General features: G+C 61.6%; 16 protein-coding genes and 2 tRNA genes. 7 read left to right on the forward strand and 11 right to left on the reverse strand.

The features are described 5' to 3' along the window. The first annotated feature begins 241 nt into the window (after positions 1–241). Together F599_RS0102405 and mmuM are read left to right on the forward strand one after the other, a co-directional pair. Positions 242–1,045, forward strand: a complete 804-nt coding sequence (locus tag F599_RS0102405; RefSeq protein ID WP_020700458.1) for a basic amino acid ABC transporter substrate-binding protein — start codon at positions 242–244, stop codon at positions 1,043–1,045. Positions 1,046–1,069: 24 nt separating this feature from the next. Continuing rightward, positions 1,070–2,011, forward strand: coding sequence for a homocysteine S-methyltransferase (gene mmuM / locus F599_RS0102410; protein ID WP_019541937.1), 942 nt, complete (start codon positions 1,070–1,072; stop codon positions 2,009–2,011). Positions 2,012–2,276: 265 nt separating this feature from the next. Here mmuM and F599_RS0102415 read toward each other — a convergent pair whose 3' ends face one another. The 6 genes from F599_RS0102415 to F599_RS0102440 all read right to left on the reverse strand — a co-directional run bounded on the left by F599_RS0102415 (position 2,277) and on the right by F599_RS0102440 (position 7,913). Further along, positions 2,277–3,596 (reverse strand): (Fe-S)-binding protein, encoded by a 1,320-nt coding sequence (locus F599_RS0102415; protein ID WP_019541938.1) that lies wholly within the window; start codon positions 3,594–3,596, stop codon positions 2,277–2,279. A 1-nt stretch (position 3,597) separates the two neighbouring features. Next, entirely contained in the window at positions 3,598–4,983 is a 1,386-nt protein-coding gene (locus tag F599_RS0102420; protein ID WP_019541939.1) for an FAD-binding oxidoreductase, read from the reverse strand. A gap of 467 nt (positions 4,984–5,450) precedes the next feature. Further along, the gene (hpf, locus tag F599_RS0102425; RefSeq protein WP_020700460.1) at positions 5,451–6,005 is read right to left on the reverse strand and encodes a ribosome hibernation-promoting factor, HPF/YfiA family; all 555 of its coding nucleotides are present in this window, start codon (positions 6,003–6,005) and stop codon (positions 5,451–5,453) included. A gap of 209 nt (positions 6,006–6,214) precedes the next feature. Continuing rightward, a complete protein-coding gene (locus F599_RS0102430) occupies positions 6,215–6,415 on the reverse strand; it encodes a cold shock domain-containing protein (protein ID WP_019541941.1) in 201 nt (66 codons plus the stop codon). A gap of 126 nt (positions 6,416–6,541) precedes the next feature. Further along, a complete protein-coding gene (locus tag F599_RS0102435) occupies positions 6,542–7,261 on the reverse strand; it encodes an amino acid ABC transporter ATP-binding protein (protein ID WP_019541942.1) in 720 nt (239 codons plus the stop codon). Continuing rightward, positions 7,248–7,913 (reverse strand): amino acid ABC transporter permease, encoded by a 666-nt coding sequence (locus tag F599_RS0102440; RefSeq protein ID WP_019541943.1) that lies wholly within the window; start codon positions 7,911–7,913, stop codon positions 7,248–7,250. The genes F599_RS0102435 and F599_RS0102440 overlap by 14 nt, the downstream gene beginning before the upstream one ends. Positions 7,914–8,022: 109 nt before the next feature. On the opposite strand from F599_RS0102440, the gene F599_RS15470 reads away from it, so the two are divergent. Then, entirely contained in the window at positions 8,023–8,226 is a 204-nt protein-coding gene (locus F599_RS15470; protein ID WP_211209061.1) for a hypothetical protein, read from the forward strand. Between the two features lie 12 nt (positions 8,227–8,238). On the opposite strand, the gene F599_RS0102445 is transcribed toward F599_RS15470, so the two are convergent. The 4 genes from F599_RS0102445 to F599_RS0102460 all read right to left on the reverse strand — a co-directional run bounded on the left by F599_RS0102445 (position 8,239) and on the right by F599_RS0102460 (position 13,237). Next, on the reverse strand, positions 8,239–9,033 hold the full coding sequence (locus F599_RS0102445) for a basic amino acid ABC transporter substrate-binding protein (RefSeq protein ID WP_019541944.1): 795 nt from the start codon (positions 9,031–9,033) through the stop codon (positions 8,239–8,241). Positions 9,034–9,192: 159 nt separating this feature from the next. Beyond that, the gene (locus tag F599_RS0102450) at positions 9,193–11,760 is read right to left on the reverse strand and encodes a heavy metal translocating P-type ATPase (protein WP_026327753.1); all 2,568 of its coding nucleotides are present in this window, start codon (positions 11,758–11,760) and stop codon (positions 9,193–9,195) included. Positions 11,761–11,786: 26 nt separating this feature from the next. Then, positions 11,787–12,143 (reverse strand): metal-sensing transcriptional repressor, encoded by a 357-nt coding sequence (locus F599_RS0102455; protein WP_019541946.1) that lies wholly within the window; start codon positions 12,141–12,143, stop codon positions 11,787–11,789. Between the two features lie 62 nt (positions 12,144–12,205). Further along, positions 12,206–13,237, reverse strand: a complete 1,032-nt coding sequence (locus F599_RS0102460) for a coiled-coil domain-containing protein (protein WP_019541947.1) — start codon at positions 13,235–13,237, stop codon at positions 12,206–12,208. A 159-nt stretch (positions 13,238–13,396) separates the two neighbouring features. Between F599_RS0102460 and F599_RS0102465 the strand changes: the two genes are divergently transcribed. From F599_RS0102465 to F599_RS0102480, 4 genes are all read left to right on the forward strand, one after another. Further along, a tRNA-Thr gene (locus F599_RS0102465) sits at positions 13,397–13,472 on the forward strand. Positions 13,473–13,478: 6 nt separating this feature from the next. Further along, a tRNA-Thr gene (locus tag F599_RS0102470) sits at positions 13,479–13,554 on the forward strand. 179 nt (positions 13,555–13,733) lie between these two features. Beyond that, a complete protein-coding gene (locus F599_RS14680; protein WP_019541948.1) occupies positions 13,734–15,173 on the forward strand; it encodes a CheB methylesterase domain-containing protein in 1,440 nt (479 codons plus the stop codon). Positions 15,174–15,420: 247 nt separating this feature from the next. After that, positions 15,421–16,596: a class I SAM-dependent methyltransferase gene (locus F599_RS0102480; protein WP_019541950.1), complete on the forward strand. Its 1,176-nt coding sequence runs from the start codon at positions 15,421–15,423 to the stop codon at positions 16,594–16,596. Between the two features lie 148 nt (positions 16,597–16,744). Here F599_RS0102480 and F599_RS0102485 read toward each other — a convergent pair whose 3' ends face one another. Continuing rightward, on the reverse strand, positions 16,745–18,070 hold the full coding sequence (locus tag F599_RS0102485) for an amino acid permease (protein WP_020700462.1): 1,326 nt from the start codon (positions 18,068–18,070) through the stop codon (positions 16,745–16,747). Positions 18,071–18,117: the final 47 nt, after the last annotated feature.

An 18,117-nucleotide genomic window follows, 5' to 3' on the forward strand; every position in this document is an offset into this window, starting at 1 on the left:
TATTGATTTTATCAGACAGTATTATAGAAGTCAATCAGCCCCGGCGAAGTACGCGCCTCCAAGAAAAAAAGCTGCCGCAGGAAACATCCCGCGGCAGGCAGAGAGAAAAGATCGCTTTATCACCAAATCACTGTCACGAAAAGCCCTCTTTATCCTATAAAGCATATTGACATGCTATGTATAGTACTGTATGATGATGCTATCATCCTGTTAGAGAATCAGATTGCGAGGTGTTCATCCGATGAAGAAACTTTTCTTACTGAGCCTTGCCGCATGCTTGCTCGGCGCGCTGGCGATGACGGCGGGCTGCGGCAGCGCGCCAGACAGCGCGGATACGCAGGCGACGGAGCCGCAGGTGCTGCGCGTGGGCATGGACGCGAGCTATCCGCCGTTCGGCTCGCAGAACCAGGAGACCAAGGACTACGAGGGATTCGACGTCGATATCATCCGCGCCATCGCGGCGGAAGAAGGCTTCGCTGTCGAGATCAGCAACCGTTCTTTCGATGGCCTGGTCCCGGCGCTGCAGGCCAGGGAAATCGATGTCGCCATCAACGACATCACAATCACCGACGACCGCAGGCAGTCCGTGGACTTCTCCCAGCCGTACTACATCGCAGGGCTCGGCGTCGTCGTCCGCGCGGACAACGACACGATCCACACGGCCGAGGATCTGCAGGGCAAGACGCTCGGCGTCTCGATCGGCTCGACGGGCGAAGAGGCGGCGCGCAAGATCCCAGGTGCCGATGTCCGCGTCTTCAACGCCATCAACGAGGCGTTCCTCGAGGTGCAGAACGGCGGCGTCGACGCCGTCGTCAACGATATCCCGACGAACGAATACTATGTGAGCCACACGGGCAGCAAGCGCGTGCGCACGGCAGAGGTGGCCCTGACGAAAGAAGATCTCGGCATCGCCGTGCGCAAGGGGAATCATGCACTGCTCGCGAAAATCGATGACGGACTCGCAAAAATCAAAGCGAACGGCAGATTCGCAGAAATCTATGAAAAATGGTTTGGCAAACAGCCGCCGCAGGAACTCCTGCAGTGAGGCGGACGGAGAGGAGAAGACACCATGAATACGATTGCACGCGATTTAGCGGACTATCCGCTGCTCGTGCTCGACGGCGCCTTTGGCACGGAGCTCGCGCGCCGCGGCTTTGACACGAACGATGCGCTTTGGTCCGCCAAGGCGCTTTTCGAGAAGCCGGAGCTCGTCGAGGCCGTCCACCGCGATTACTACGAGGCAGGAGCAGACGTTTCGACGAGTGCGAGCTATCAGGCGACCATCGAGGGCTTTGAAAAGAAGGGATTTTCACGCGACCAGGCCAAAGAACTCATCACGCGCTCGGTCCGCCTCGTGCAGCGGGCACGCGATGCGTTCTGGCAGCAGGCGGCGAAGCGGCCAGGCCGGCCGCAGCCGCTCGTCGCCGCCTCGGTCGGCCCCTACGGCGCGTATCTTGCCGACGGCTCGGAGTATCGCGGCGACTACAAGGCGAGCCGCGCGGAGCTCGCGGATTTCCATGCGGAGCGCCTCGCGCTCCTCTGTGGGGCGCAGCCGGATCTTCTGGCCTGCGAGACGCTGCCGCTGCTCGACGAGGCGCGCGCCATCCTCACCGACCTGCGCCGCCATCCGGAGACTGTGGCTTGGATCTCCTTTTCGTGCAGGGATGACGCGCATACCTGCGGCGGCGATGCGATTGCCGACTGCGCGCGGCTGCTCGACAAAGAGCCCCAGGTCGCGGCCATCGGCGTCAACTGCACGGCCCCCCAGCATGTGGCGGGCCTCATCCGCCAGATCCGTCAGCATACGGCAAAGCCCATCGTCGTCTATCCAAACACCGGGGAAACGTACGATGCCGTAACGAAGACATGGCACGGCAGCCCGACGCCGTACGGCGACTTCGTGCGCGCGTGGTACGCGGCGGGCGCGCGCCTGATCGGCGGCTGCTGCCGCACGACACCAGACGATATCCGCGGTATCGCCGCCTTCCGCGCCGAATTGCAGCGCGGCTGAGCGCAGCGCGCAGCCATCCCCTGCGATGGCGCTATACCATATTCGCACAGCAGACGTTTATGCTCGTACTTTGCACACAAAAAGCGACACCGCGCAGGTGCCGCTTTTTGCTATGTAATCCTCAATCAGGTGCAGCGGAAAGCGCGCGCTGACGGTGCACTGCAAAAGACAATGACGGGGTCGCCTCGCGGCGTCTCCAACCACTTCCCCATCATCAAAAAAGGAGACAGCGCCTTTCCCCTGTCTCCTGTCGATATTTTGTCAATCACTCGAAGCCGCCGGCATGGTAGGACGCTGCGAGCAGCTGGATCGGATGATAGACTACCTGCGGCAGCTTGCGGTGGATGATGCCGTCCGTGATGTGCATGCGGCAGCTCGGGCAGCTCGTCGCGACGTAGTCGGCGTGCGTCGCCGCGATGTTGTCGCACTTCCTGTCGTTGATCTTGCGGCTCATCTCGTAATGCGCCATGCAGAAGGAGCCGCCGGAGCCGCAGCAGCGGTCGTGTTCCTTCATCTCGCGGAACGTGAGCCCCGGGATGGATTTCAGGACCTCGCGCGGCTGCGCGGTGATGCCGAGGCCGCGCACCATGTGGCACGGATCGTGCATCGTGACGACCTTGTCGACGTTGCCGAGCATGTCCTTCCGATAGCCCCTTTCTACGAGCAGCTCGCTGATCTCGCGCACCTTCGCCGCCATCTTCTCGGCGCGCGCCCTCCACGCAGGATCGTCGCTGAGCCACCCGGGATAGTGCTTGAGCGCCTCGACGCAGGAGCCGCAGGCACCGACGATGTAATCGACGTCGAGATGCTCGAACACCTCGATCGTATGCTTCGCCATCTCGTTTGCCAGCGCGAACTCGCCGGAGACGTGGACGGGCGTGCCGCAGCAATGCTGCTTCGGCGGCAGGATGATCTCGACCTCATTGGCGCGCAGGACGTCGATGACGGCCTTGCCGATGTCCGTGTACATGTAGTTGATCGTGCAGCCCGTGAAGAAGGCAACGCGGTACTTCGGATGCGGGCAGGCGATGACCTCTGGATACTGGCTGCGGAGCGGCTTTGCCGCGAGCGGCGGCGTCGCGCGCTCAGAATCCATGCCCGGCATCGGCAGGCGTGAGACGACGGCGTTCTTGCCGGGGATTTCCTTGAACGTCATCCAGCCGAACATGCCGCCGAGCTTGAGCGCTGCATCGAAGAGCGAGCGGTTGGCGAGCAGACGGAAAACGTTCTTCTTGACAGGATGAAGCCCGCGCGCCTTGACGGCCGCGTTCCGCGCGCGCAGGATGAGCTCATCCGCCTCGACGCCGCAGGGGCAGTTCGCCGCGCAGCTCTTGCAATTGAGGCACATCGCCATGATGTGATCGAAATTTTTCGATACGGGCAGTCTCCCCGAGAGGACGCCCTGCATGAGGGAAATCTTGCCGCGCGCGACCATCTGCTCCTGATGCGTCTCGCGGTAGATGGGGCAGACTGCCTGGCAGTTGCCGCACTTCATGCAGTTCGCCATCGCGTCATCGAGATCTGCGAGCAACGTGGCGTCCTGTGCATTGAGATCGGCTGCCGTTATTTTCTTCTCCTCTGACATATCAGCACTCTCCTAACAGCTTTCCGGGGTTCAAGATGAGATTCGGATCGAGCGCACGCTTGATGCTCCGCATCGCCTCCATGCCTTCCTTGCCGTGCTGGAGCTCCATCCAGGGGAGCTTGCCGAGGCCGATGCCGTGCTCGCCGGAGAGCGTGCCGCCGAGGCTGACGGCGCCGCGGAAGATATCGTCCATCGCCGCGCGCACGCGCTTCGTCTCGTCCTCATCACGCAGGTCGCAGACGATGGTCGGATGCATATTGCCGTCGCCCGCATGACCGAACGTGCCGATCGTCATATTGTGCTCCTTGGCGGCTTTCTTGATGATGTTGAGGAATGCCGGAATCTTGCTGCGCGGAACGGTCGCGTCCTCGACGAACGTCGTCGGGCGGAGCTTGGCGAGGCAGGGGAGCGCCATGCGGCGCGCCGTCCAGAGCTGCTCTTTGTGAGCGGGATCGCGCGCGAGCGTGACCTCGCGGGCGTTGTTTTCCTCGAGGACCTCCATGACCTTTTTCGCATCATCCTCGACGATGACGGGATGGCCGTCGACCTCGATGAGCAGGATGGCATCCGCATCCGTCGGCAGGCCGACATGCATGAAATCCTCCACGGTGCGAATGGTTGCGTTGTCGAGGATCTCGAGCGTCGCGGGGATGATCTTCGCCGCGATGATGCCCGAGACAGCCCGTCCGGCATCCTCGATCGTATCGAAAATGGCGACCATGCTCTTCTGCGCCTGCGGCGCCGGTACGAGCTTCAGGAGCGCCTTCGTCACGATGCCGAGCGTCCCCTCCGAGCCCGTGAAGAGCTTCGTCATATCGTAGCCGGAGACATCCTTGACATTCTTGCCGCCCGTGTGCAGCACGTCGCCGTTCGCGAGAACGACTTCGAGCCCCTGCACGTAGTTTTTCGTGATGCCGTACTTGAGCCCGCGGAGCCCGCCGGAGTTCTCCGCGATCGTCCCGCCGAGACTCGCCGTCTTGACCGTGCCGGGATCCGGCGGATAGATGAGGCCGTACTGCGCGATGTGATCGTTGATGTCCTGTACGATCACGCCCGCCTCGACCTCCGCGATGAGGTTCTCGAGATCGACGTCGATGATCTTGTTGAACCGCAGCATCAAGAGGACGATGCCGCCCTTCAGAGGTGCCGTCCCCGCCGAGAGATTCGTGCCCGAGCCGCGCGTGTAGACCGGCACGCGGTTCGCGTTCGCCAGCTTCATGATCCGGGAGACTTCCTCCGTCGTACCGGGACTCACGACGACATCCGGCAGATACGTATGGCCCGGCGTTGCGTCATAGGAGTACGCATAGAGATCCTCCTGGGATGTCTGCACGTATTCGCTCCCAACGATTTTTTTCAGCTCTTCGATCAGTTCTTCTTTGCTCATCTCTTTACTCTCCTCTTTCAGAATCATGGATTCCACCAAGGCTTCCCTGCCAATCCACTCCATATCCTTAGGGAACCACTGGTTAATTCAGCACTCCGTCTTCACGCGTCTGCACTGTCCTCTCGTCGTCAACAAATCCTCAGCGTCGCATCGGCTACGCCTGCGGTTTGTCTCCGAAGAGTACAGCGCATCCACGTAAACCCGGAGCACCTCATTTAATCAGCGATTCCCTAGGCATCATTTTATCTTATCTAGATGCCGTTTTATATTATTATCCCTATTTTTGCTATTGTTGTCAATTTTTTATTTTAGAATACGCTGTTTGTACGAACTGCGCAGGCTTGCGTTGCGCTTCGGAGAGAACGCGAGATCATGCCGCACACCAAAAACTGCCGCAGGAATCTTCCTGCGGCAGTCTGCCCCGCGACGGGGGAAATGGTAAAACTCACCCTTACAGCGAGCGATGTTCAGTTACCGGACTCGATGAGGCCGTAATTGCCATCGTTGCGGCGATAGACGACGTTGACCTCCTCCGTCTCGGCATCACGGAACACGAAGAAATTATGGTCGAGCAGATTCATCTGCATGATGGCTTCCTGCACATCCATCGGCTTCACGACGAAGCGCTTCGTCTTGACCACGGGGTACTCAGGGCTCGCATCGCGCTGATCGACGGGATGCTCCTTCTCCTGCGCCTCGATGACCTCGGTCTTGAGGCTGCCGCCGCGCAGACGGCGCGAGAGCTTCGTCTTCTGTTTATGGATCTGGCGCTCGAGCTTCTCGACGACGAGGTCGATGGAGGTGTACATATCCATCGTAGCTTCCTCGCCGCGCAGGACGATGCCGCCCTGGATGGGCACCGTCACCTCGACGATATGACGTCCTTTCGATACGGTGAGGAGCACAGTGATCTCGCCGACATGCTCAAAGTATTTCGTGACTTTGCCCACGCGCTTCTCCACATACTCGCGAAGCGAAGGAGTGATCTCGATGTTTTTTCCTCTTACAGTGAATGTTGCCATAAGACACATCCCCTTTCTTATGTTCCTGTGCTTATGCTATACCTATTCGCCAAGCGGCGGGGAATTCCTGCCTGTATTGGAAAAATTTTCTGAAAGAATTGTGCCGCACAGAATATCGAACACAAAACGACTGTCTGCCGCAAAGATAACCATCACGACAGAAAAACGGCCGCTGCAGCCAGGCCGCAGCGACCGTCAGTGTCTTATTCTCAGGCCGTCTTGACGACGTTCGCAGCCTGCGGGCCGCGCGCGCCCTCGACGATATCGAATTCTACGCCCTGCCCCTCGTTGAGCGTCTTGAATCCCTCATCCTGGATGGCGGAGAAATGCACGAACACATCGTCGCCGTCTTCGCGCTCAATGAAGCCGTAGCCCTTCTCTGCACTGAACCATTTTACCTTACCTACCATGATAATTCCTCCTAGATACGATATGCGGCCGGACTTCCGGCCACATACTCATTATACGTTGCCGCTATTGACATGTCAACGCAAGTTTCATTTCTTTCGTTTATTCCGAGCCTCTCCTCCGATAAATCAGAGCACCTTCGAGAGGAAGTTCTTCGTGCGCTCCTCCTGCGGATGCTCGAAGACCGCCTCCGGCGTGCCCTGCTCGAGGATGCGCCCGTCGTCGACGAAGAGCACGCGGTCGCCGACCTCGCGCGCGAATCCCATCTCATGCGTGACGATGACCATCGTCATCCCCTCCTTCGCGAGGGACTTCATGACATCGAGCACCTCACCGACCATCTCGGGGTCGAGCGCCGAGGTCGGCTCGTCGAACAGCATGACCTTAGGTTTCATCGCGAGCGCCCGCGCGATGGCGACGCGCTGCTGCTGGCCGCCGGAGAGCTGCTGGGGGTAGCTCTCCGCCTTGTCCGCGAGGCCGACGCGCGCGAGGAGCTTGCGCGCACGCTCCTCCGCCTCTTCCTTCGACACCTGGCGCACCTTCATCGGCGCGAGCATGATGTTCGCGAGCACCGTCATGTGCGGGAACAGGTTGAAGCGCTGGAACACCATGCCGACTTCCTTGCGCACGTCGTTGATGTTCGCCTCGCTGCCGAGGATGATGCCGTCGACGCTTACCGTGCCGGACGTCGGCCGCTCGAGGTAGTTGATGCAGCGCAGCAGCGTGCTCTTGCCCGAGCCGGACGGGCCGATGATGACGACGACTTCCTTTTCCTTGATATGGAGGTCGATGCCCTTGAGGATGTGGGCATCGCCAAACGATTTATGCAGGTTCTCAATGTCTATCATCCGTGTTGTACCTCTTTTCCAAATATGCGACGAGACGGGAAATCGAGAGCGTCATGACCAGGTAGATGATGGCGACGCTGAACCAGATCTCGAGCGAGCCGTACGTCTTGGCGATGATGAGCTGGCCGCGGCGCGTGAGCTCCTCGAAGCCGATGACCGAGACGAGCGAGGAGTCCTTGAGGAGCGCGATGAACTCGTTGCCGAGCGGCGGGATGACGCGCTTGATGGCCTGCGGCACGATGATATAGCGCATCGTCTGCACCCAGGTCATGCCGAGCGAGCGGCCCGCCTCCATCTGGCCCTCGTCGATGGACTGGATGCCCGCGCGCACGATCTCAGCGACATAGGCGCCAGAGTTGATACCGCAGGAGCCGACCGCCGCCACATAGGGATCGATGCGCTGTCCCGTGATGACAGGCACTGCGAAGTAAAAGAGGAAGATCTGCACGAGGAGCGGCGTGCCGCGGAAGAAATCCACGTAGACCGCCGCGAGGAACCGCAGCGGCTTCACGCGGCAGATGCGCACGATGCCGACGAAAAGGCCGATGAGCACGCCGAGTGCCACCGACATTGCCGTAATCTTGATGGTCACGCCCGCCCCGAGCAGCAGCAGCGGGAACGAGGTCACCACGAGATCGAAATTGAAATTCATAAACGTCACCTTTTCCTATCAGATTCGGACAGCAGTCCCCTGCCCACTGTTCCAGAGGAAACACATGCCTGCAACCGACCCTCTTGTCAGCACAGGAAATTACATAAATATGCAAGATTTACAACAAAATATTCTATCCCAGTCCTGCGTTCCTGTCAATGAAGGTTTCCTGACAAAACAAAAAAGAATCCGCAGCGGCCCGTATCAGCCGGTGCGGATTCCTCATCAGCCCGCGGCAAGCGGGCGTTGCTGCACGCGCGTGCAGCTCCAGAAGCGTTCCGGAATCACTGATTCATCCGGAGCACCTCATTGAATCAGCGCTTCCTTATTTCTTATCGCCGAACCATTTCGCGTAGATCTTGTCGTACTCGCCGCTATCCTTGAGCTTCTTGAGCGCGGCGTCGATCTTCTCTGCGAGCTCCTTGTCGTCCTTCGCGACGGCGATGCCGTAGTCCTCAGACGTCAGACGTTCCGGCAGAGCCTTGACGCCCGTCTGCCCGCTCTTCTGGATGAAGTAGTCGTTGACGGGGCGGTCGTTGACGACAGCGTCCACGCCGCCAGACTTGAGCTCCATGAAGCAATCCGCCGGCGTGTTGAGCTCCTTGACCTCGACGCCCTCGAGCTTCTTGACCTCTTTCGCGCTCGTCGTGCCCATCTGGACTGCGACCTTCTTGCCCTTGAGATCCTCGAATTTCTTGATATTCTGTTCATCCTCACGCACGACCATCGTGAGGCCCGACTCATAGTACGGCGCGGAGAACGTCACCTTCTGCTTGCGCTCGTCGTTGATCGTCATGCCGGAGATCAGTACGTTGACCGTCTTCGCCTCGAGCGCCGGAATCAGGCCGTCGAAGCCGATGTTGCTGACCTCGACCTTGTAGCCCATCTCCTTGCCGATGGCGCGGATGAGATCCATGTCGAAGCCCTGGTACTCCGCCTGGCCCTCATCCTGGAACTCGAACGGTGCGAAGTCGATGGAGGAACCGACCTTGAGCACCTTCTCGCCGCTCGCGCCGGAACCAGAGGACGTCGCCGCCTGGTTGCCGCCGCAGCCGGCGACGGCCACGACGGATGCAAGCGCGAGCGCGCCTGCGATGAGGAGTTTTTTCATCTGGAACATAAAATCCCCGCTTTCTCTTTCCTTTGATACCATCTGCACAAAGGAGCCCTTGGCATTCCAGGGCTCCTTTGCTCATCTACATTCCATATTATAACAGGATTTTCTTTTTCCGCAAGACATTTGCCTGTCTGGAGACAAATTTTCTTTCCCGCCGACTGTTCAGCCGACAAGCTCGTAGCCCGCGTCGGCAATGACCTGCGCGAACTCCTGCTGCGGGATTTCGCGCGTCGCCTCGACGCTGGCGCTGCCGCCCGCGAGGTCGACGGTCACGTTCGTCACGCCCGCCATCTTGCTCAGCGCGTCATGCACATGCTGCTGGCAATGCGCGCACATCATGCCTTTGATTTTCAGAGTTTTTTCCATCATAGATCCTTCTTTCTTTTCCTTCGCATCATGAATCATTTCTGCTGCCTCCCGGCGCTCCCCCGTCTCAGCCGCCGCGTGCACCGGGCGGAAGAAGCGCAGCCGCAGCGCGTTCAGGACGACGCAGACGCTCGAGAGGCTCATCGTCGCCGCGCCGATGACCGGCGAGAGCTTGACGCCGAGCGCCGGATAGAGCACACCTGCCGCGAGCGGGATGCAGACGACGTTGTAGATGAGCGCCCAGAACAGGTTCTCCTTGATGTTGCGGAGGACGGCGCGCGCGAGGCGCACGGCGTTCACCGCGTCGAGGAGGTCGCTCTTCATGAGCACGGCGTCCGCGCTGTCGATGGCGATGTCCGTACCCGCGCCGATGGCGATGCCGACATCGGCTTGGGCGAGCGCCGGCGCGTCGTTGATGCCGTCGCCGATCATCGCGACGCGGTGGCCCGCCGCCTGCAGTTCCTTGACATGCGCGGCCTTGTGCTCGGGCAGGACGCCCGCGATGGCGCGCTCGATGCCCATGCGCGCGCGCATGGCCTCCGCCGTGCGCTCGTTGTCGCCCGTGAGCATGACGACAGAGAGACCGAGCGCGTGGAAGTGCTCGATGGCCTCGCGGCTCGTCGCCTTCGGCTCGTCTGCCGCGCCGAGCAGGCCGATGAGCCGGTCGTCCGCCGCGAAGAGGAGCGGCGTCGCCCCCGCCGCGGCGAGCGCGTCGAACTTCTCGCGCACGGGAGCGAGACCTATGCCCCGCTCCGCCATCAGGCGCTCGTTGCCCGCGAGATACACGTGGCCGTCCGCGCGCGCCTCGACGCCGCGGCCGAGCGCCGCGGCAAAGCCCGTCATGGCACGCGGCGAAACGCCTTCCTCCGCAGCAACAGAGAGCACGGCCGCCGCGAGCGGATGCTCGCTGCCCGCCTCGAGCCCCGCGGCGATGGCGAGCAATTCCTCGCGCGGGATGCCGAGCGGCATGACGGATGTGATGCGCGGCCTGCCCTCCGTGATGGTGCCCGTCTTGTCCATGACGACGGTATCGACAGAGGCAAGCGTCTCGAGCGCCTCGCCCGACTTGATGAGGATGCCGTTTTCCGCGCCCTTGCCCGTGCCAACCATGATGGCGACGGGCGTCGCGAGCCCGAGCGAGCACGGACAGGAGATCACGAGCACGCAGATGGCGATGGAGAACGCGAACTCGACGCTCGCGCCGAGCGCGAGCCAGATACCGCCCGCTGCGAGCGCGATGAGGATGACGGCCGGCACGAAGACGCCGGCGATCTTGTCCGCCATGCGCGCGATCGGCGCCTTCGACGCACTCGCCTCGTCTACGAGGCGGATGATCTGCCGGATGGTCGTCTCCTCGCCCACGCGCTCCGCGCGGAAATGGATGGCGCCGCGCTGGTTCATCGCGCCGGAGGTCACGCGGTCGCCCGCCCGCTTCAGCGCGGGCATCGGCTCGCCCGTGATGGCGGACTCATCGAGCGTCGTCTCGCCCGAGACGACCGTGCCGTCCGCGGGGATGCGCTCGCCGGGGCGGACGACGACCTCGTCGCCGACGGCGAGCTGCTCGACGGGCACGACGCATTCCTTGCCGCCGCGCACGACCGTCGCCTGCTGCGGCGCGAGGCGCATGAGCTTCTCGAGCGCCTGGCCCGTCTGCCCCTTCGCGCGCGCCTCGAGGTACTTGCCGACCGTGATGAGCGTCACGATCATGCCCGCCGACTCGAGATAGAGGTTCTTGCCGTACGCCGCGACGAGCGCGAGATCCCCGTGGCCGAAGCCCCAGCTCATGCGGAAGATCGCGAATACGCCGAACGCGGCCGCCGCCATCGAGCCCATGCCCACGAGGCTGTCCATGTTCGGCGCGCCGTGGAAGAGATTACGGAAGCCAGCGATGTAGTAGTGCCGGTTGAGATACATGATGGGCAGCACGAGCAAGAGCTGCGCGAACGCGAACGTGATCGCGTTCTCCGGCCCATCGAACACCGTGCGGACGAGCGCGGGCACCGGCAGGCCGAAAAGCTGGGCAAAAAGCCCGTGCATCGAGATGTAGAGCGTCGGCAGCAGGAAGGCAACCGACCAGATGAGCCGGCTGCGCATCTCCGCCGCGTGCCGCTGCAGCGGATCCTCCGCCGGCGCCGGCTGCTCCGCCTTTGCGCCCTTGACGCTCGCGCCGTAGCCCGCGGCCTCGACGGCCGCGATGATGGCGGCGGGATTCGTCTGCTGCTCGTCATAGCGCAGCTGAAGAGAGTTCGTGAGCAGGTTGACGCTCACCTCCTCCGTGCCCGCAAGCTTGCGGACGGCCTGTTCCACACGCGCGGAGCATGCCGAACAGGTCATGCCCGTTACGGTAAATCGTTCTTTCTTCATCTTGGATTCAGCCCCCTTGGCGGCAATCACTTCATGACTTTCTGCAGCGTCGCGACGAGCTCATCGACCACCTCGTCATGCCCCGCGCGGATGTCATCCACCACGCAGGTGCGGATGTGCTGGGAGAGCAGTTCCTTCGTGAAGGCGTTGAGCGCGGACTGGATCGCGCTGACCTGCGTGAGGATATCCACGCAGTAGCGGTCGTCCTCGACCATCTTCTCCACGCCGCGCACCTGCCCCTCGATGCGGCGCAGGCGCGAGATGAGGCATTTGTACTCCTTGCTCTCCTTGTCACGGTGCTTATGCTTCACGCAGGCAGCGCAGCCGCCGGTACAGGCGGCTGAGGTCTGCGCGCTTTCGTTCTCCTTTGCTTGCGTACACAAGATAAATACCCCCTTACGGTATTCAATATATACCGTAAGGGGGTATTTGTCAACCATTGCCCTCAGCCTTCTTCGCTCGTGCTGCCCTTGTCAATGGAATGGATGATGATGTCCGTGATGACCTTCGTCCAATCGACGCCCTTCGTGCTGCCGGACGGCTGCTTCGCCGGTGCGGGATGACGCTGCAGCTCCGCCGCGCGGCGCGCCTTCGCAAGATCGTCGGCGATGGCCGCGTCCTGCCTGCCGGAGGCATCATAGGCAGCCTCGAGCTCGCGCACCGCGTCGTCATAGCGCCGCCAGTCGTAGTAGATGAGACCGCGATACTGCTTCGCGCGCCAGACAGGATAGGCTGCATCGCCCGGCGTGATGCGCTCCGCGTCGTTGAAATCGCTCAGCGCTTCCGTCGCACGGTGCATCCCGTAGTAAGCGCGCCCGCGCAGATAAAACGCATAGGCGAGCGGCCCGCCTTTGACATCGCGATCGGAGATGACCGGCGTCAGCGTCTCGACCGCCGTCTGGAACTCGCCGCGCTGGATTGCGCTCATACTCCGGTCGAACACCTTGCTGAGGTCATAGCGCGTCTCAAGCTCCGTGCCGAGCTCCCGCTTTTCGCGCCCCTTGGCCTTCTCATAGGCCGCGAGCAGTTCCTCGTTCTGCTTCTTGAGCGCGTCGCGCTCCGCCTGCAGCTTCTCGAGCTCCGCCTTATTCGCCAGCATCGCCTGCAGGTCGATGGCATCCGGATCGACCTCCGCCGTGAGATGCACCGTGTACTGGAGCGTGCCGCCCGCAAGCTCGGGCACAGCATCCTCGTCGATGACCTTGAGCACAGCGCCCGAGATCGTTCTGACCTCATCCTCCGTGAGCTGCATGTTCTTCGTCTTGGAATAGCTCTCGACATAGACGCCCGCCTTCTCGACGGCTGCGCGCAGCGCCTCCTGCCGCGCGGCATCGCGCGCGATTTTCGGCGAGTCGTTGTCGCCCATCGCATACGTCCCAGCAGCCCGTATGACCTGCGGCGCTGCGAGTGCCCACCCGGGCAGCGCGAGCAGCAGGCTCGCCAGGACGCAGGCGCAAAATATCCGGAAGCTCTTCATTCCCTCCACCTTCCTCAATACTTGTTGTTTCTATTATAAGGGAAACGCGTTCTGATTCCACTAAAACAAAATAAATTTCTCTATTTCGTAAAAAAGTATTGACAGACTCCAAGGAAGCCGCTATACTAGTTTCTGTCAGTTGCAACAAGCAACAAAAATGCTGATTTAGCTCAGTTGGTAGAGCAGCTCATTCGTAATGAGCAGGTCGTAGGTTCAAGTCCTATAATCAGCTCCATATCTTGCTGATTTAGCTCAGTTGGTAGAGCAGCTCATTCGTAATGAGCAGGTCGTAGGTTCAAGTCCTATAATCAGCTCCATTGGAACATCGGCGTCCGCGCAAGCGGGCGCTTTTTTATTTTGCTTCTCCTTGCGCAACGTGAAGCATTCCTTCAAATTGCGTAAATATAATTGAGAAATCCCTACTGCTATGATAGAATAGGACAAGGGGTCCATAAAAAACAATATCTGCTCCCATTCCCCACAAGGAGGCCTCTTCATGCAGCCGCTACGCATCCTGATCGTCGACAACGCCATCTCTCATAGGAAAGTCATGCGCGCTGCCATGGAGGAAGTACTCGCCGCCCTGCCTGGCGGCGGCATCACCGAGTTTGCTACGACCGCAGAGGAAACGCAGCTCCTGCTCACCGCCTTCCAGCCGAACGCGATCACGGTCAATTTCGCCATGTCGATCCTGCGCATCGATGATACCCCCTTCGTGCCCTGGCTCGTCCGGACAGCGAGGGTTCCCACCATCGGCTACGGCCTCAGCGACGTCCTGCGTGACGCGGCGCTCGCAACCGGCATCGACGCTTATTTCATGCGCCCCACACAACGCAGCGACTGGCCGCCGTTCTGCAGCAAAATCGCGCGGTTCCTGCGGCGTCTCGCGTTCCCGGACGAGCCGCCCATCTACGCGCCGCCGCATCGTCATGCGCCAGCAGGCATCGCCTCGCGCGGAGCGCCTGCCCCGCAGCCGCTCCGGCAGACGGCGCCGATTGCTCCTGCGGCGAGCGCCGCGTCCCGCGCGCAGCAGCCCACGCCAGCTGCGCGCAGTGCCGCTCCCACGTTAGCGCCTCCCACAGCACCTCTGACAGCACCAGCTGGAGCTGCCGTGCCACAGCGGCCAGCACCGTCCGCAGCTCCAGCGCCCTCCTCTGATGCCGCTCCCTCAGTCAAGACGACACCGCCCGCCGCAGAGCCCCTCGTACGCGCCGTCGTGCCCAGTTCCCTGCGCCGGAAAGTCACGCCGTCGAAGGAGGACGAGCTCTTCGCGATGCTCGCGCGCACCGCGCACACGCACGCCGCACCTGCGCCCCCTGCCGCGGCACCACCGCTCCCCGCGGAGATCCGCCCCGCAGCGGGCATCAAGCTCATCGCCATCGGCGCCTCGACGGGCGGGACGGACGCCATCGCCGACGTGCTGCACCGCCTCCAGCCGCCCCTGCCGCCCATCGTCATCGTGCAACACATCCCCGCCTACTTCTCCCGCCTCTTCGCCATCCGGCTCAACGAGGAATGCACGCTGCCCGTCGATGAGGGCGAGGACGGCCTCATCCTCGAACCGAGCCACGCCTACATCGCGCCCGGCGACTACCACATGGCCGTCTGCCGCCAGGGAGGCGAACTCGCGCTGCACTGCTTCCACGGACCGAAGATCCACAGCGTCCGCCCTGCCGTCGACGTGCTCTTCGGCTCCGTCGTCAAGGTACTCGGCGCGGATGTGCTCGGCGTCCTGCTCACCGGCATGGGCAAGGACGGCGCGGACGGCCTGCTGCGCCTGCGCCAGGCAGGCGCGCCTACCATCGGTCAGGACCGCGAGACCTGCGTCGTCTACGGCATGCCGCGCATCGCCCAGGAACGCGGCGCTCTCCTCTACCAGCTGCCCCTGCCGCAAATCGGCCCTGCCATCCAGAAGATTGCCGGTGCGCGCTACTGACAAAAATAACCGCACGAAGGAAGGCGGCAAACGCACAGCCGCCGCCCCTCGCCAGAGCATCCCAGCGAAAAGGAATCCCTCGAAAAAGAGGAGATTCCTTTTCTTTTATCGAAATACTCGTGAGAAAGCGCTGATATATTACCCCGTGCTTCCGATCGACATCTCCCCCGCAGCGATACAACCAGGGGTGGCAGCGCACAGGGAGGACACAAGGGATTTTATCTATCTAGGAGAGGGGACATGACTGATGTTCAAAGAATTGATGGATAGCTTTCTCATCCACTATCTGAGCCATTTTGACAAGTACCCGTTCAACATCGAGCTGCACGGCGACACTTACCGCATCGGCGACGGGGAGCCGCGATTCACGATCGTCGTGAACAAGGACATCCCGAAAAAGGACCTCATGGCCTCGACCTCGCTCGCACTCGCGGAGGCTTACATGCGCGGCGACATCGCCGTCAAGGACGGCGACCTCTTCACCGTCATCGCCTGCCTCCTCGAGCAGGCCGACCGCATCACGCTCGACCGGCACGCGCTCAAGGATCTCTTTTCCTTCTCGGAGAAGAAGCGCGACCAGGCGAAACAGGTCTCGAGCCACTACGACCTCGGCAACGACTTCTATAAGCTCTGGCTCGACCCAACGCTCAGCTACTCCTGCGCCTATTTCAAAAGCGAGGACGACTCCCTCGAGACGGCGCAGCGCAATAAAGTCGACTACATCCTCAAAAAGCTCTATCTAAAGCCCGGCATGAAGCTCCTCGACATCGGCTGCGGCTGGGGCTACCTGCTCCTCGAAGCCGCGAAGAAATACGGCGTCAAGGGCTACGGCTGCACGCTCAGCAAGGAACAGTGGAAGATGGGCCAGCTGCGCATCCACGCGGCAGGCCTCGACGACCAGGTCACCATCGACCTCATCGACTACCGCGACCTGCCGGAGAAAGGCCTCACGTTCGACCGCATCGTGAGCGTCGGCATGATGGAGCACGTCGGCCGCAACAACTACCAGACCTACTACGAGTGCGCCAACGCGCTGCTCCGGGACGGCGGCCTCTTCCTCCTCCACTCCATCACGGGCAACGACGAGAAGATGAGCGACTCCTTCATGCGCAAGTACATCTTCCCGGGCGGCATGCTGCCCTCGCTGCGCGAGCTCGTCTCCATCGCCTACGACCACGCGTTCCGCGTGCAGGACGTCGAGAGCCTGCGCCGCCACTACTACAAGACGCTGCTCTGCTGGTACAAGAACTTCCAGGCCGTCCATGAGCAGGTCAGGGACTGGAAGGGCGAGGAATTCGTCCGCATGTGGGATATCTACCTCGTCGGCTGCGCCGCCGCGTTCTACACCGGCTACATCGACATCCACCAGGTGCTCATGACCAAGGGAACGAACAACGAGCTCCCCATGACGCGTTGGTACTGAGCAGGCGCGTAAGCTTCCTCATCACGCAAAAGGCCGCCCGCAGCAAGAAAGCATGCTGCGGGCGGCCTTTTTGCGCCTGGAAAATCACGCTGCGAGTGCCGCTACGCGGCGTGAGGCAGCGCCAGAGAGCCTCGCGCAGCGCTGCGGCTCACCCCTGCCGTCTGCGGCAGCGATAGCCGACGAAGAGCACGAGGAGCCACGCGGGCAGGAACAGCACGGCGAGCTGCATATCCGGCACCTGCGCCATGAAGAAGATCACGCCCGCGAGAAAAACGAGCGAGAGGACATTCGTCCAGGGATAGAGCGGCGAGCGGAACCGCGTCGCGCGCCCCTCGGCCGCGCAGCGGCGGCGGAACAAGAGATGCGTCACGCAGATCGTCACCCAGCTGATGACGGCCGCGCACGTCGCGATCATCATCAGATAGAGGAAGATATGCCCCGCGAGGAAATAATTCAGCGCGACGACGATGAGCGTGATACCCGACGAGACGAGGATGCCGCGCACGGGCACGCCGTGCGGTGAGAGCCTGAGGAAGAACGCGGGCGCCTCCCCCTCCTTCGCGAGGCCGTAGAGCATGCGGCTGTTGCTGTAGATTGCGGAATTGTAGACCGAGACGGCTGCCGTGAGTACGACGAAATTCAGGATATGCGCCGCGGCGGGCACACCGACGTTGTCGAAAATCTGCACGAACGGACTCGCCTGCGTGCCGACCTGATCCCACGGCCAGAGCGCCATGAGCACTGCCATCGTACCGACATAGAAAATGAGGATGCGCCAGATGACCTGGTTGATGGCGCGGGGGATCGTGCGGTCAGGATCCTCCGCCTCGCCCGCCGTGATGCCGATGAGTTCGATGCCGCCGAACGAGAACATCACGACCGCCGTCGCCTCGAGCAGGCCCCAGACGCCGTGCGGCAGGAAACCGCCGTTCGACCAGAGATTGCTGAAATTCTCCGGGAACGGCTGGCCGCTCGAGAAAAGCAGCCCCAGACCGAGCAGGATCATGCTCACGATCGCGGCGATCTTGATGAGCGCCATCCAGAACTCCGCCTCGCCATACGCCTTCACATTCACGAGATTGAGCGCCGTGATAGAGACGAGACAGACGAGCGCCGAGAGCCACTGCGGCAGGTCGGGGAACCAGAAATTCATGTAGATGCTGACCGCCGTGAGCTCCGCCATCGACACGAGCACGTAGTTGAACCAATAATTCCAGCCGGACAGGAAGCCCGGGAACGCGCCCCAGTACTTCGACGCGTAGTAGCTGAACGAGCCGGAGACCGGCTCATCGACCGCCATCTCGCCGAGCATCCGCATGATGAAGAAGATCACGATGCCGCCCATGAGGTACGCGAGCATCACGGACGGACCCGCGAGCGCGATCGTCGACGTCGAGCCGTAAAAGAGCCCCGTGCCAATCGCGCCGCCGAGCGCGATCATCTGCAAGTGGCGGTTCTTCAGCCCGCGTTTCATCCCTTGCTGCTCCAAGAAAACCAACTCCTCTACAGATAAATAACGAC

This window comes from Selenomonas bovis DSM 23594, from assembly GCF_000381005.1.
Lineage (GTDB): Bacteria > Bacillota > Negativicutes > Selenomonadales > Selenomonadaceae > Selenomonas_C > Selenomonas_C bovis.

Bases quoted from the DNA above. Each gene is read 5' to 3' on its own strand.
- F599_RS0102480 (WP_019541950.1), top strand. From the start codon at position 15,421: ATGTTCAAAGAATTGATGGATAGCTTTCTCATCCACTATCTGAGCCAT.
- F599_RS14680 (WP_019541948.1), top strand. From the start codon at position 13,734: ATGCAGCCGCTACGCATCCTGATCGTCGACAACGCCATCTCTCATAGG.
- F599_RS0102450 (WP_026327753.1), bottom strand. From the start codon at position 11,760: ATGAAGAAAGAACGATTTACCGTAACGGGCATGACCTGTTCGGCATGC.
- F599_RS0102460 (WP_019541947.1), bottom strand. From the start codon at position 13,237: ATGAAGAGCTTCCGGATATTTTGCGCCTGCGTCCTGGCGAGCCTGCTG.
- hpf (WP_020700460.1), bottom strand. From the start codon at position 6,005: ATGGCAACATTCACTGTAAGAGGAAAAAACATCGAGATCACTCCTTCG.
- mmuM (WP_019541937.1), top strand. From the start codon at position 1,070: ATGAATACGATTGCACGCGATTTAGCGGACTATCCGCTGCTCGTGCTC.
- F599_RS15470 (WP_211209061.1), top strand. From the start codon at position 8,023: ATGCAAGATTTACAACAAAATATTCTATCCCAGTCCTGCGTTCCTGTC.
- F599_RS0102485 (WP_020700462.1), bottom strand. From the start codon at position 18,070: ATGAAACGCGGGCTGAAGAACCGCCACTTGCAGATGATCGCGCTCGGC.
- F599_RS0102430 (WP_019541941.1), bottom strand. From the start codon at position 6,415: ATGGTAGGTAAGGTAAAATGGTTCAGTGCAGAGAAGGGCTACGGCTTC.
- F599_RS0102435 (WP_019541942.1), bottom strand. From the start codon at position 7,261: ATGATAGACATTGAGAACCTGCATAAATCGTTTGGCGATGCCCACATC.
- F599_RS0102405 (WP_020700458.1), top strand. From the start codon at position 242: ATGAAGAAACTTTTCTTACTGAGCCTTGCCGCATGCTTGCTCGGCGCG.
- F599_RS0102420 (WP_019541939.1), bottom strand. From the start codon at position 4,983: ATGAGCAAAGAAGAACTGATCGAAGAGCTGAAAAAAATCGTTGGGAGC.
- F599_RS0102415 (WP_019541938.1), bottom strand. From the start codon at position 3,596: ATGTCAGAGGAGAAGAAAATAACGGCAGCCGATCTCAATGCACAGGAC.
- F599_RS0102445 (WP_019541944.1), bottom strand. From the start codon at position 9,033: ATGTTCCAGATGAAAAAACTCCTCATCGCAGGCGCGCTCGCGCTTGCA.
- F599_RS0102440 (WP_019541943.1), bottom strand. From the start codon at position 7,913: ATGAATTTCAATTTCGATCTCGTGGTGACCTCGTTCCCGCTGCTGCTG.